Origin of the sequence: Xanthomonas sontii, from assembly GCF_040529055.1 — a bacterium.
Classification (GTDB): domain Bacteria; phylum Pseudomonadota; class Gammaproteobacteria; order Xanthomonadales; family Xanthomonadaceae; genus Xanthomonas_A; species Xanthomonas_A sontii.
Genome location: NZ_CP132342.1, coordinates 1340019 through 1353142 on the forward strand (window position 1 = coordinate 1340019; position 13124 = coordinate 1353142).

At 69.5% G+C, this 13124-nt stretch carries 11 protein-coding genes; 6 read left to right on the forward strand and 5 right to left on the reverse strand.

Annotation, left to right across the window (positions count from 1 at the left end; genetic code table 11):
- Nucleotides 1-45 precede the first annotated feature (45 nt).
- The 5 genes from RAB70_RS05810 (at nt 46) to RAB70_RS05830 (ending at nt 7041) form a co-directional block, all read left to right on the forward strand.
- Nucleotides 46-1494, forward strand: a complete 1449-nt coding sequence (locus RAB70_RS05810; protein WP_017915484.1) for a circularly permuted type 2 ATP-grasp protein — start codon at nt 46-48, stop codon at nt 1492-1494.
- Complete coding sequence (locus RAB70_RS05815) at nt 1494-2435, forward strand: alpha-E domain-containing protein (RefSeq protein ID WP_043094377.1); 942 nt, start codon at nt 1494-1496, stop codon at nt 2433-2435. Before RAB70_RS05810 ends, RAB70_RS05815 begins: the two co-directional genes overlap by 1 nt.
- A gap of 254 nt (nt 2436-2689) precedes the next feature.
- The gene (locus RAB70_RS05820; protein ID WP_148829652.1) at nt 2690-4864 is read left to right on the forward strand and encodes a glycoside hydrolase family 3 N-terminal domain-containing protein; all 2175 of its coding nucleotides are present in this window, start codon (nt 2690-2692) and stop codon (nt 4862-4864) included.
- Nucleotides 4865-5319: 455 nt separating this feature from the next.
- Nucleotides 5320-5763, forward strand: coding sequence for an inner membrane protein YiaA (gene yiaA / locus RAB70_RS05825; protein WP_043094380.1), 444 nt, complete (start codon nt 5320-5322; stop codon nt 5761-5763).
- Between the two features lie 135 nt (nt 5764-5898).
- A complete protein-coding gene (locus RAB70_RS05830; RefSeq protein WP_043084971.1) occupies nt 5899-7041 on the forward strand; it encodes a PQQ-dependent sugar dehydrogenase in 1143 nt (380 codons plus the stop codon).
- 209 nt (nt 7042-7250) lie between these two features.
- Here RAB70_RS05830 and RAB70_RS05835 read toward each other — a convergent pair whose 3' ends face one another.
- Nucleotides 7251-7559: a hypothetical protein gene (locus tag RAB70_RS05835; protein WP_017916324.1), complete on the reverse strand. Its 309-nt coding sequence runs from the start codon at nt 7557-7559 to the stop codon at nt 7251-7253.
- Nucleotides 7560-7728: 169 nt separating this feature from the next.
- On the opposite strand from RAB70_RS05835, the gene RAB70_RS05840 reads away from it, so the two are divergent.
- Nucleotides 7729-8235, forward strand: coding sequence for a hypothetical protein (locus tag RAB70_RS05840; RefSeq protein WP_148829653.1), 507 nt, complete (start codon nt 7729-7731; stop codon nt 8233-8235).
- Nucleotides 8236-8366: 131 nt separating this feature from the next.
- Here the strand turns inward: RAB70_RS05840 and RAB70_RS05845 are convergent, their stop codons facing one another.
- The 4 genes from RAB70_RS05845 to RAB70_RS05860 all read right to left on the reverse strand — a co-directional run bounded on the left by RAB70_RS05845 (nt 8367) and on the right by RAB70_RS05860 (nt 12548).
- Complete coding sequence (locus RAB70_RS05845) at nt 8367-8864, reverse strand: hypothetical protein (protein WP_017908672.1); 498 nt, start codon at nt 8862-8864, stop codon at nt 8367-8369.
- An 87-nt stretch (nt 8865-8951) separates the two neighbouring features.
- On the reverse strand, nt 8952-10247 hold the full coding sequence (locus RAB70_RS05850) for an APC family permease (RefSeq protein WP_017908671.1): 1296 nt from the start codon (nt 10245-10247) through the stop codon (nt 8952-8954).
- Nucleotides 10244-11059, reverse strand: a complete 816-nt coding sequence (locus RAB70_RS05855; protein WP_148829654.1) for a L,D-transpeptidase — start codon at nt 11057-11059, stop codon at nt 10244-10246. The genes RAB70_RS05850 and RAB70_RS05855 overlap by 4 nt, the downstream gene beginning before the upstream one ends.
- Before the next feature lie 565 nt (nt 11060-11624).
- Nucleotides 11625-12548: an IS110 family transposase gene (locus tag RAB70_RS05860; RefSeq protein WP_026143295.1), complete on the reverse strand. Its 924-nt coding sequence runs from the start codon at nt 12546-12548 to the stop codon at nt 11625-11627.
- Nucleotides 12549-13124: the final 576 nt, after the last annotated feature.

A 13124-nucleotide genomic window follows, 5' to 3' on the forward strand; every position in this document is an offset into this window, starting at 1 on the left:
CATGCCGGCGCCTCTCGCCGCCGGCCCGCAGCAACAAGGGGCGCGATGGACTGGAGCAAGTACCGCACGGCCACCTTCGACGAGCTGATCCAGTCCGACGGGCAGCCACGTCCGGCCGCGCGCCGGGTCATCGAGTACCTGTCCAGCCTCAGTGGACGCGAATTGTCCGAACGCCAGCTCGCCGCCGACGTCGCCGCGCGGGTCATGGGCATCACCTTCACCGTCTACTCCGACGGCCGCAACGTCGACCGCACGCTGCCGTTCGACCTGATCCCGCGGGTGATCCCGCTGCACGAATGGCAACGCACCGAGGCCGGGCTGAAGCAGCGCATGCGCGCGCTCAACCTGTTCATCGGCGACATCTACGGCGCCCAGCGCATCGTCAAGGACAAGGTGTTCCCGGCGATGCTGCTGGAGCACTCGGTGAACTTCCGCCCGCAGTGCGTGGGCATCACCCCGGCACTGGGTGTGTGGGCGCACGTGTGCGGCTCGGACCTGGTGCGCGACGCCGACGGCACCCTGTACGCGTTGGAGGACAACCTGCGCATCCCCAGCGGCGTGTCGTACATGCTCGAGAACCGCATGGTCGCCAAGCGGGTGTTCCCGGAGCTGTTCGAGACCAGCGCGATCCTGCCGGTGGACGATTACCCGGCGCAGCTCTACGACACCCTGGCGGCGCTGTCGCCGCGCCCGGGCGACCAGCCGGTGATCGCGTTGCTGACCCCGGGCATCTTCAACAGCGCCTACTTCGAGCATGCCTACCTGGCGCAGGCGATGGGCATCGAGCTGGTCGAGGGCGACGATCTGTTCGTGGCCGACGACGACTGCACCTACATGCGCACGGTGTACGGGCCGCGCCGGGTCGACGTGATCTACCGCCGGGTCGACGACCTGTTCCTGGATCCGGAGGCGTTCCGCGCCGATTCGGTGCTGGGCGTGGCCGGACTGATCCGCAGCTGGCGCGCCGGCAAGGTGGCGCTGGCCAATGCGCCGGGCGCCGGCGTGGCCGACGACAAGGTGGTGTTCGCCTACGTGCCGAAGATGATCCGCTACTACCTGGACGAGGAGCCGATCCTGCCCAACGTGCCCAGCTACCTGTGCCACGACGACACCGACCGCCAGTACGTGCTTGAGCACCTGGACGAACTGGTGGTGAAGCCGGCCAACGAGTCCGGCGGCTACGGCATGCTGATCGGCCCGCGCTCGACCACGCGCCAGCGCGAGCAGTTCCGCAAGCTGATCCTGGCAGACCCGCGCAACTACATGGCGCAGCCGACCCTGGGCCTGTCCACCGCGCCGATCGTGACCGAGGCCGGACCGGCGCCGCGGCACCTGGACCTGCGCCCGTTCATCCTCTCCCGCGAGGACGTCTACGTGACCACCGGCGGGTTGACCCGGGTGGCGATGGAGGAGGGCTCGCTGGTGGTCAATTCCTCGCAGGGCGGCGGCGCCAAGGACACCTGGGTGGTGGACCTGGACGAGGAGCTGGACTGATGCTCTCGCGCGTCGCCGACAACCTCTACTGGTTCAGCCGCTACGTGCGCCGCGCCGAGACCACCGCGCGGCTGGTCGGGGTGGGCAGCCTGCTGCAGCTGGACCTGCCGCGCTCGGTGCGCTTCGCCTGGCGGCCGATGATCGACACGGTCGGCGCCGGCGAGATCTTCGCGCTGTGGTTCCCCAACGCCGGCGACGACGTCGGCGACGCCGACGTGGTGCGCTTCCTGCTGCTGGACGAGCGCAATCCGTCCTCGCTGCGCAGTTCGGTGCAGTACGCGCGCGAACTGCTGCGCAGCATCCGCGACACCCTGCCGCAGGAGATCTGGGAAGCGGTCAACGACCTGCACCTGTACATCGACGCCAACGGCGAGCGCAGCGTCGGTCGCCGTTACCGCATGGAGTTCCTGGGCCACGTGACCGACGCCTGCCTGAAGGTGTCCGGGCTGCTGACCGCCAACGTCAGCCGCGACATCGGCTTCCAGTTCCTGCGCCTGGGCACGGCGATCGAACAGGCCGACATGACCACGCGCATCATCGATGCCGGTGCCTCGGGCCTGATCACCCCGCGCAAGGCCGACGACCGCGAGGCCTACCAGGCCATGCAGTGGATGAGCGTGCTGCGCGCGCAGGCCGCCTACCAGATGTACCGCCGCCACGTGCGCCAGCGCGTCACCGGCGAGCAGGCGCTGCGCTTCCTGCTGCAGAACAACGATTTCCCGCGCAGCGTGCAGTTCTGCCTGGTCCGCGCCCAGCACATCCTGCCGACCATGCCGCCGCGGCCGCCGGTGGAGCGCGCGCTGATGCGCATCAGCGGGCTGGTGCGCAATGCCGATCCGGCCTACCTGGCCGCGCACAACCCGGCCGGGTTCATGGACGAGATCCAGACCCACCTCGGCCACCTGCACAGCGCCATCGCCGAGGCCTACTTCAGCTCCTGAGCTGAGGCGGGTGGCCTGTGCGCCGCGCCAGCGGCCGGCCGCGGCGATCCGGGATCCACGCCGGGCCGGGCCCGGCTTCCCCTCGAGTCCCCCCTAGGCGGCGCCCCTTCGCCGGCGTATGGTGCGCGGCGGCCGGGTCGGGCCCGGTCGGTAGACAGTTTTATGAATAGGCGATTCCGGCGCCGGAACTTGCCCCATCGACTGGCCGCAGAGCTAGAATTGGCGGCTATGTAAACGTTTTCTCAAAGGACCCCATGGCTTCGGATCGTATCGAATCGCTCATCGCCCGCATGACCGTCGAGGAGAAGGTCGGCCAGCTCGGCGTCTTCGCCGACATGGTGCGCCCGTTCGCCCCCGACGTGAATCCGGAAGCCAACGTCCGCAATGCCGACGAGGTGCTGCAGCAGGTGCGCGCCGGTCGGGTCGGCTCGCTGTTCAACGGCGTCGGCGCGGAACTGGGGCGGCGCATCCAGCAGGTGGCGCTGGAGGAGAGCCGGCTGGGGATCCCGGTGATCCTGGCTGCGGACGTGATCCACGGCATGCGCACGGTGTTCCCGATCCCGCTGGGCGAGGCCGCCAGCTTCGAGCCGGAACTGGCCGAGCGCACCGCGCGCGCCACCGCGGTCGAGGCCACCGCCGCCGGCATCCACTGGACCTACGCGCCGGCGGTGGACATCGCCCGCGATCAGCGCTGGGGCCGCGGCGCCGAGGGCGCCGGCGAGGATGTGGTGCTGGGCTGCGCCTTCGCCGCCGCGCGCGTGCGCGGCTTCCACGGGCCGGACCTGCGCGCCGACGACGCCTTGCTGGCCACGCCCAAGCACTTCGCCGCCTATGGCGCGGTCGCCGCCGGCATGGAGTACGCCAGCGTCGACATCGCCCCGCAGACCCTGCGCGACGTGCATCTGCCGCCGTTCCAGGCCGCCTTCGAGGCCGGCGCGCTGAGCGTGATGACCTCCTTCAACGACATCAACGGCGTGCCGGCCAGCGCCAACCACGAACTGCTGACCGAGATCCTGCGCGGCGAATGGAAATTCCCCGGCGTGGTGATCTCCGACTACACCGCCGACATGGAGCTGATCGCGCACGGCTATGCCGCCGACGAGCGCGACGCGACCAAGAAGGCCTTCCTGGCCGGCATGGACATGAGCATGCAGAGCGGCTTCTACGCCGCGCACCTGCCGTCGCTGGTGGAGGACGGCGAGGTGCCGATGGCGCTGCTGGATGCCTCGGTGCGCCGCGTGCTGGAACTGAAGGAAGCGATCGGCCTGCTCGACGATCCGTACCGTTCGCTGGACCCGGCGCGCGAGGCCGACCTGTCGCACATCGCCGCGCACGATGCGCTGGCGCGCGACGCGGCGCGGCGCTCGATCGTGCTGTTGAAGAACGACGGCCCGGTGCTGCCGCTGCGCAAGCAGGGCCAGAAGATCGCGCTGATCGGCCCGTTCGCGCAGGACCGCGACAACATCGAGGGCTGCTGGACCCTGTTCGGCGACAAGAGCCGCTATGTGACCCTGGAAGCCGGCGTGCGCGCCGCGCTGGACGACGCGCAGGCGCTGACCGTGGTGCCCGGCTGCGGCCTGGAAGCGCCGCTGGACGGCGGCATCGAGGCGGCGGTGGCCGCCGCGCGCGCCGCCGACGTGGTGGTGCTGGCGCTGGGCGAGCCGCAGCGCTACAGCGGCGAGGCGCAGTCGCGCACGCAGATCGTGCTGCCGCCGGCGCAGCAGGCGCTGGCCGAGGCGGTCGCCGCCACCGGCACGCCGCTGGTGGTGCTGCTGCGCAACGGCCGCGCGCTGGCGCTGCAGGGTGCGGTGCGCGACGCCGCGGCGATCGCGGTGACCTGGTACCTGGGCACGCAGACCGGTCCGGCGGTGGCCGACGTGCTGTTCGGCGACTACAACCCGTCCGCGCGCCTGCCGGTGAGCTTCCCGCTGGATGCCGGGCAGCAGCCGTACTTCTACAACCACCCGCGCACCGGCCGGCCGGAACTGCCGACGATGAGCGAGTTCAAGTCGCGCTGGCGCGAGGTGCCGAACGCGCCGCTGTATCCGTTCGGCCATGGCCTCGGCTACACGCAGTTCGCCTATGGCGCGCCGCAGCTCGACCGCACCCAGGTCGGCTGGGACGACACCCTGACCGTGACCACGCGCATCGACAACGTCGGCGAGCGCGAAGGCGAGGAAGTGGTGCAGCTGTACATCCACGACCGCGTCGCCAGCCGGGTGCGCCCGGTGCGCGAGTTGAAGGCGTTCCGCAAGGTGCGGCTGGCCGCAGGCGAGGGCATGGAGGTCCGCTTCACCCTCGATCGCCACGCGCTGGCCTTCACCGGCCGCGACGGACAGTGCGCGGCCGAGCCGGGCCTGTTCGACCTGTGGGTGTGCGCGTCCTCGGCCAGCGGCGAGCCCGTGGCCTTCGAGCTGCTGCCCGGCTGAGCCTGGCGCAGCGCCAGCCGTCGCCGACGTGGGCGTGACGCCGATGGTGATTCGGCCGCGCGGATCGCCCCGATCCGGAGGCAGCGCCATGCCGCCCGGAGGACGCGCGCTGGCTGCTCTTGCAGCCACTTTCATGGTCTGGCGTGCCTCTGTGGGGTCGCAACGGACGCCTGTCGTGGGTGCGGGCGCGTGTACTCGTCGCGTCGGCTCCTGCCTGCGGCCTGCGTTCCCGGCCTTCCATGCAGGACGCGGCGTGACGCCGCCTGCATCTGCGGAAGCGTTCCGATGCGGCCTGCTGCAGGCATCTACGGCGGGGGCGGCGCGGCATCCACTGTGATCGGGTGCGTAACTCGCCGCTTTCCTCTACCTTATGCATTCAGGTTGCGTTGTCGGGATGCGCGCTGCGCCTCGCCCATGCGCCGATCCTAGTCTTCCCTCATCACAAGGAATTTCTCATGCAAGCTGCGCCCAAGACCTCCGCCGCCTTTATCGCTGCCTCCTGGGGGGCGTTGCTGCTGGGCACGGGCGGGTTCCTGATCGGCTTGTGGAATGCCGAAATGATGTTGAACGAGAAGGGGTATTACTTCACGGTCCTGCTGTTCGGCCTGTTTTCCGCGGTCTCGCTGCAAAAGAGCGTGCGCGACCGCGTCGAGGACATTCCGGTGAGCGCGTTGTATTACTCGATCTGCTGGTTCTCGGTGATCGCGGCGCTGGTGCTGTTGGCAGTCGGTCTGTTCAATGCAACCTTGTTGCTGAGCGAGAAAGGCTTCTATGCCATGGCCTTCGCGCTTAGCCTGTTCGGTGCAGTGGCGGTGCAGAAGAACACCCGCGATGCGGTGGGGGCCGGTCAAGGCGGCAAGCGCCACGTCGGGCAGACGCTGCCGCCTCCGCTGGAGTGATCCGGTCTGGCGCGCTGCCCCGGGCGGGCAGACCGCTGCCGTCGTGACCGCGACCACGGCTTGGCCGCGGCATGCTTGCCGTGCACGCGGGCTCTGCTAGGTTCGGGATTCGACCCCAACCGATAGGTGCACGTCATGCGAACTCCCCTGGGTTTGGCTTGCGCGCTGGCCATGGGCCTGGCGATCTCTGCGGCGCACGCCGCCCCCGCCGACACGGCCGCCGAGCGGCGCGGCGACTGGCCGTTCTCGGCGACGCCGGTCGCCACCTTCAACGAACCCTGGGCGATGAGCTTCCTGCCCGATGGCACTGCGCTGGTCAGCGAGAAGGGTGGCACGTTGAAGCGCATCGACCCGGTCAGCGGCCATACCGGCACGGTCAGCGGCGTCCCCACCGTGGCGTACGGCGGCCAGGGCGGTCTCGGCGACGTGCTGCCGCATCCGGGCTTCGCCAAGAACGGATGGGTCTACCTGAGCTACGCCGAACCCGGCAGCGGCGACACTCGCGGCGCGGCGGTGATGCGCGCCAAGCTGACCCTGGACAGCAGCGGCGGCGGCACCCTGTCGCAGCAGCAGGTGATCTGGCGGCAGCAGCCCAAGGTGTCCGGCAACGGCCACTTCGGCCATCGGCTGGCGTTCGGCCCGGACGGCAAGCTGTGGATCAGTTCCAGCGAGCGGCAGAAGTTCGATCCGGCGCAGGACATGAGTGGCAACCTGGGCAAGATCGTGCGTCTCAACGACGACGGCAGCGTGCCGGCCGACAATCCGTTCGCCAACCGCGGCGGCGTCGCCGCGCAGGTGTGGTCGCTGGGCCACCGCAACGTGCTCGGTCTGGCCTTCGACGCCAACGGGCGGTTGTGGGAACACGAAATGGGCCCGGCCGGCGGCGACGAGCTGAACCTGATCCAGCGCGGCGCCAATTACGGCTACCCGATCGTGTCCAATGGCGACCACTACGATGGACGCCCGATTCCCGATCACAGCACGCGCCCGGAATTCGCTGCGCCCAAGGTGAGCTGGACGCCGGTGATCTCGCCGGCCGGCTTCGTCATCTACAACGGCAGCCGCTTCCCGCAGTGGCGCGGCAACGGCTTCATCGGCGGCCTGTCCTCGCAGTCGCTGGTGCGGATCGAGTTCGACGGCGAGAGCGCACGCGAGGCGGCGCGCTACGACATGGGCAAGCGCATCCGCGAGGTGGAGCAGGGGCCGGATGGCGCGCTGTGGCTGCTGGAGGATGGCGCCGGTGGGCGGTTGCTGAAGTTGCAGCCGCTGGAGAGTTGAGGAGTACACCCGGCAGCGGCGGTTGCGCCGCTGCCGGGTGAGCAGCATGGGGCGTGCCTGCCTGCCGATGCGTAGGTGATGGCACCGTGGGTGCGATCAGGACATCGCCGTGCTGCCATCGTAGGCGCGGCTTCAGCCGCGACAGGCTTTCTTGGTAAAGCCCGTCGCGGCTGAAGCCGCTTCTACAGGTGGGAAGGTGGCGCGTCGCCTTATTCGCCGTTGCCGGCACGCTCCCAGGCGCGGCGCACCGCGTGGCGGGCCTTGCTCCAGCTCAGCGTCTGCGAGCCCTTGTTGTTGTCCCAGTCGCGGTGCAGTTCCGCTTCCACCTGCTCGTAGGCGCGGTTGAAGTCGCGGATGCGCGCCTCGTGGCCGGCGTGGTAGGCGGGCTCGTAGTCCTCGAAGCGCTCGCCTTCGCTGTAATAGGGCTCGTCGGCGAAACGATCGCGCCAGTACTGCGAGACGCTGTTGCGGTCCTCGTCGTTGGGCGCACGGCCGGGAATCTGATACGGAACGCTCATCTTGGGTCTCCGTTGCGGTGAATGCGCTTCACGCTAGCCACGCGGCCGTTAATCCGGCCCCTGCGCGGCGTGATCGCGATATGAAACATTCATGCCTTCTGGCAGGCTGCGCAGGCGCTCGGGGTGGCTTACGATCCGCCGCTACGCCCCCTCTCTACCGACAGATCCCATGGCCGCCAACGGCATCGCCTTGTTGACCCCGTACCTGGCCACGGCCGGCGTCGGCTGGCTGTATTACCGACGCATCCGTCGCTACTTCGGCCGCCAGCCCTGGCAGCCGCGGCGCACCGGCGTGCGGCTGGGGTTCCTGCTGCTGGTCGCGGGCCTGCTGACCTGGCTGGCCGTCCAGTTGCCGGCCGTGCGCCTGGGCATGGCGCTGGGCGCCGTGGGCGGCGCCGCGCTGGGCGCCTTTGCCCTGCACCACACCCGCATCGAGCTGCAGGACGGCGCGCGCTGGTATACGCCCAATCCCTGGATCGGTGCCGCGCTGAGCGTGCTGTTGCTCGGGCGCCTGGCCTGGCGCTGGGCCAGCGGCGCCTTCGCCGGCGGCAGCGCGGAAACCCTGCAGAACGCCAGTCCGCTGACCATGAGCATCGCCGCGGCGCTGATCGCCTACGGGCTGGTGTACGCCGCGGGTCTGTTGGTGCGCATGCGGTCGCTGACACCGGCCGCCTGACGAACGACACGCGCGCGGATGACGACGCCATGGCGGCCATGGCGGCGGGCCTTCGGGCCGTGCAACCGCGTCAGTACGGAACTGCGCAACGGAGAGCGTCTCGCGCCAGGCCTGGCCTAGCTGGCGTGATGTCAGTGCGCGGCAGCCGCCGCTTCGTAAGGCAAGGCCGTGGTGCCGACCGCGCGCAGCGGCGCATCGGCGGCATCCAACTGGTCCGGTTCGCCTTCGATCACCACCAGGATGCGTCCGGCCTCGATTTCCTCTTCGAAGTTGCGCCGTACCGGGTCGGGTACGGTGGATCCGACCAGTGCTGAGGACCAACTGCCGACCAGGGCGCCGGCGATGGCCATGACCCCTGCGCCGGCCAGGGTGATGCCCAGCGGCGGCACCGCGATCGCCGCCAGCCCAGCCAGCAGGCCGGCGGCGCCGCCGCCCAGGGCGCCGCGCGCCGCGGCCGGCACGGTGTCGGTCTTGCCTTCCTTGCGGTCGTCGGGGATGGCGTCCAGCTCGATGTCGCCGCGCGCGACCAGCGACAGATCGTCGTTGTCGAGACCGGCGCTGCGCGCGGCCTGCAGCGCACGCGTCGCGGTGGGCAGATCCGGAGCGCTGTAGACGCGGCGTCGTTTCATGGCGGGCGGCTCTCGCTGGTGGGCGTCCAGCGTCCGGGCGCCGCGGTTATCCGCGCGTGACCTGCGCGCAAGGCGGCGTGAAGGCGTTCACGCCGCGTCCTTGCGCGGGAACCGATAGAACAGCGCGCCCACCAGCAGCGCCACGCCCGCGGCGGCCAGGTTCTGCCAGCTGGCGCTGAGCAACAATGCCAGCGCCAGCAACAGCGCCGCCAGCGGAATCAGCGGTCCGCCCGGCAGCCGCAGCGCGCCTGGCCGGTCGCGGTAGCGCCGTGCCAGCACCAGCACCGCCGCGGCGGTGCCGATGTAGGCGAACAGGCGGGTGACCATCGACAGCAGCGCCAGTTGCACGAACGAGCCGGACAGCGCCAGCGCCAGCGACAGCACGCCTTGCAGCAGGATCGCCGCGGCCGGCGTGCGGAAGCGCGGATGCACCCGCGCCAGGAACGCCGGGCCGTAGCCGTCCTTGGCCAGCGCGAACAGGAAGCGTGGCCCCAGCATCACCGTGTTGCTGGTGGTGCCGAGGATGGAGATGGTGGCGCCGACGGTGAGGATCAGCGCCAGCGCTTCGCCACCGAAGCCGCTGGCGGCATCGGCCAGCGGCGTCGCCGATTGCGCCACGTTGGGCAGCGTGCCCTGCGCCACCACCTGCACCGCGGCATAGATCAAGGTGACGGTGACGATCATGGTGATCAGCGCGAACGGCACGTCGCGGCGCGGATTGCGGTATTCGCCGGCGGCGGCCGGGATGTTCTCGAAGCCGGCGTACGCGAACAGCAGCAGCAACGCCGCCTCGCCGAGGTTGCCGACATCGTGCGGGTCCGGGGTCTTGCCCGAGAACGCCCACGACCAGTCCACGTAGAACACGCCGATCGCCACGAACAGCAGCAGCGGCACCAGCTTGCCGATCACCAGCGCCACGCCGGTGCGCGCGGCCGACTTTACCCCGATCACGTTGATCGCGGTGAGCAGGCCGAGCGAGCCGATCACGATGGCCAGGCGCGCGCCGCCCCCGGCCGCGGCCGGCCAGAAGCGCACCACCGCATCGGCCAGGCCGTTGCTCAGCGCCGCCGCCGAACTGATCCGGGTCAGCCAGATCATCCAGCCGATCTCGAAGCCGGCGAAACGGCCGAACGCCTCGCGCGCATATAGATAGCTGCCGCCGGGTTCGTCGAAGTAACTGGCCGCCTGCGCGTAACACAGCACCAGCAGCGCCACCGCCACACCGGCCAGCAACACCGCCCACAGGCTCAACGGCCCGAGCAGGGCGGCGGTGGCGGCCGGCAGCAGGTAGATGCCGCTGCCGATCACGTCGTTGATCGACAACCCGACGATCTGCCAGCGGCTGACCGCGCGGACCAGCCCGGGTGCGGGCGCCTGGCTCACGACGCCGGCTCCACGGCCGGCAGCGCCCAGTCGGCCTGCAGGCGCCGGTAGGCATCGCGCGGCAGCAGCACGAACAGCGGCGCGGCCGACGGCCGCAGCCACGCCAGCAGCCGCTGCATGTCCGCTGGCTGCATCGCGGTGCAGCCGGCGGTGGGCGCGCCGGGCGCGCGCCACAGGTGGGCGAAGATGCAGCTGCCGGCGCCCGGCGTGGCCTGCGCGTTGTGCTGGATCACGAAGCCTTCGCGGTAGCGCTGGTCGCCGGCGTGTTGCAGGTCCAGGCGCATCGGTTCGGTGGACCCGGCCACCGCGGCGCTGCCGACCTTGTCGGCATCGACGATCTGGTTGTACAGCGGCGATCCGGGCACATCGATGCAGTAGTTGCTCTGCTGCATCGCCTGGTAGGGCATGGCGCTGTCGATGCGCGGCGCGTAGCCGAAGGCTTCGCCGATGGTGAACACGCCGGCCGGGCTGCGGCCATCGCCTTCGCGTTTCTGCGGGCCGTCGTCTTGTGCCGGATGCAGGCCCAGGCCCCAGGCGCTGCCGTGGCGGCCGAGGCTCACGTCGAAGGCCTTGCCCTGCGCGCGCCAGCCTTTCGCGTCGCGCTCGAACGCCTGCAACGTGCCCTGCGGGCTGTCCCAGTCCGGTGCCAGCACCAAGATCAGTTGCTGCGCGCGCTGCAGGGCCGGCACGGCGGTGTCGGCGGCCATGCCGGGCGCGGCGATCAGGGCGCACAGCAGTGCGAGGCCGATGCGCCAGGCGCGATGGCGGCTGGTGTGTTGTGGCGCGGTAGGGGACCGATGGAGCAGGGGCATGTGATCTCCGGGGGCGGCTTGGGCGCGAGGGCGCGCCTTGGGTGCAAGGTAGCGCAGTTGCGAGGCGGATGGCGCGCGCTGGTGCGGCGATCTTGTCGACGACTTGGCCGACGCGGTGGGTGGCGGGGAACTAGGCGTTGGCAACGCGTCGCCGTCGGTCTGGTTTTTTCGATTGCTTGTTTCCGCACCGAGCAAGATGCTCGTTGCCGTTGCCGTTGCCGTTGCCGTTGCCGTTGCTTCGGCTTTTGACTTGCCGGGTTCCCTTCCGAAGCGGCGGCCGGCCCGGGGAAAAACCCCGAAGGGGCGGCGCACATGGATGTGCGCCGTTCGCGGCAGGGGCAGGATGCCCCTTCCGCGAATCCCCGGGCTGGACGCGGACCCGGAGCGCGTTAGCGCGGAGGGCGCGAGGCAGGGTGTGCTTTCTTTTGGTTACTTTTCTTTGCACAAGCAAAGAAAAGTAACTCGCCGCAAGGCGAAAGCTTTGCTATTGCACTTGCTCTCGCTATCGCACTTGCTCATGCACTTGCTGTTACTACGGCGGCCGCTGGATTGTAGGAGTCAACTGTCATGCACCTGCGATGACAGGAGGAGCGTACGGGGCCTGATCGCGCGCGATGGCATTGAGCCAGCGCAGGAACTTGTGCATGCAGGCGACGATGGCGACCTTGGCCGGCTTGCCCGCTGCGCGCAGACGTGCGTAGGTGTTGGCCAAGGGGGATTTGGCGCGGATGCTGGCCCAGGTGGCCATGTACAGCACGCGCCGCACGTCGGCACGTCCACCTTTGATGCGGCGCTGGCCTTTCCAGCAACCGCTGTCGTGATTGAACGGGGCCAGCCCGACCAAGGCAGCGAGCTTGCGTGGCGGCAGCGTGCCCAGCTCTGGCAGCCGCGCGGCCAGAACCGCGCGCAGGATCGTCCCGAGCCCAGGCACCTTGGGTAGGCTCGAGCAGGTCTTGCCCTGCTGCTCGATCTCCTGCGTCAACGTCTGGATCTGCTGGTTCAGCAGGGCGATCACCTCTCGGCAGCGGTGTTGCGCCTTGGCGCTGGTAATGTGTTCCAAGCGCCGCCGATGGGCATCGCGCTGGCCCACCAGGGTGGCACGCAGGTCCAGCAGTTCGCGAAGAGACTGCTGGTGCCCGGGCACCACGGGCGTGGGGGTGGTCGGGATGTGCTGGGCGGCGATGGCCAGCAGGCGCGCGTCCAGGGCATCGGTCTTGGCATGCAGGCCCAAGGCCTGGGCGAGCTTGCGCGGACGATCGGCGGCCATCCGCACTGCCGGCAGGTCCGCCTCTCGGAGCACCTGCAGCACGGCATGTTCGTAGCCGCCACTGGCTTCCAGCACGATCCGCTCGCAGTCCATCCCAGCCAGACGTTGGGCCAGCGCACGCTGCCCCTGTGGCGTATTGGGCTGGGTCCAGGCCTGCTCGTCCGGCAGGACATGAATGACCAGCTCAGCCTTGGATACATCGATCCCGACATGGCGCCGCATAGACGTTCTCCGCAGTAGACTCATGGACGAGAGCGCTCCTGCCGATGCCCATGCTTGTGGAGTTCGAGCTCGTCACTCGGGCAACTGTTCGGGCTTGTCAGGCAGGAGAACCGGAGTGCGGCGGCGCTGACTCCTACTCGTGCTTGCTGGCACTGCGGCTAAACGGCCTGCCGCACTCCGCTCTCACCTACAACGATAGACCCTTATTTGACACAAGCGGCTTACGCCACGACATGCATGACCGATTACGTTGGTCGCGGCTGAATCCGCTTCTACGGTTCTTCTTGTCTGACACGAAAGCTTGAAGCAACAGCAAAGGCTTTCGCCCTTTCGGGCGAGTTACTTTGATCAGCCTTCGGCTGCTGAGAAGCGCTTCTTTGCTCGCGCAAAGAAAAGGTAACCAAAAGAAAGCGCGCCCTGCCTACGCGCCCTCCGCGCTGCGCGCTCCGGGTCCGCGAACCAGGCGGGATCCGCGGAAGGGGCATCCTGCCCCTGCCGCGGACGGCGCACGTCCATGTGCGCCGCCCTTCGGGTTTTTCCCGCCTGGTTCGCCGCTTCGGAAGGGAACCCGGTAAG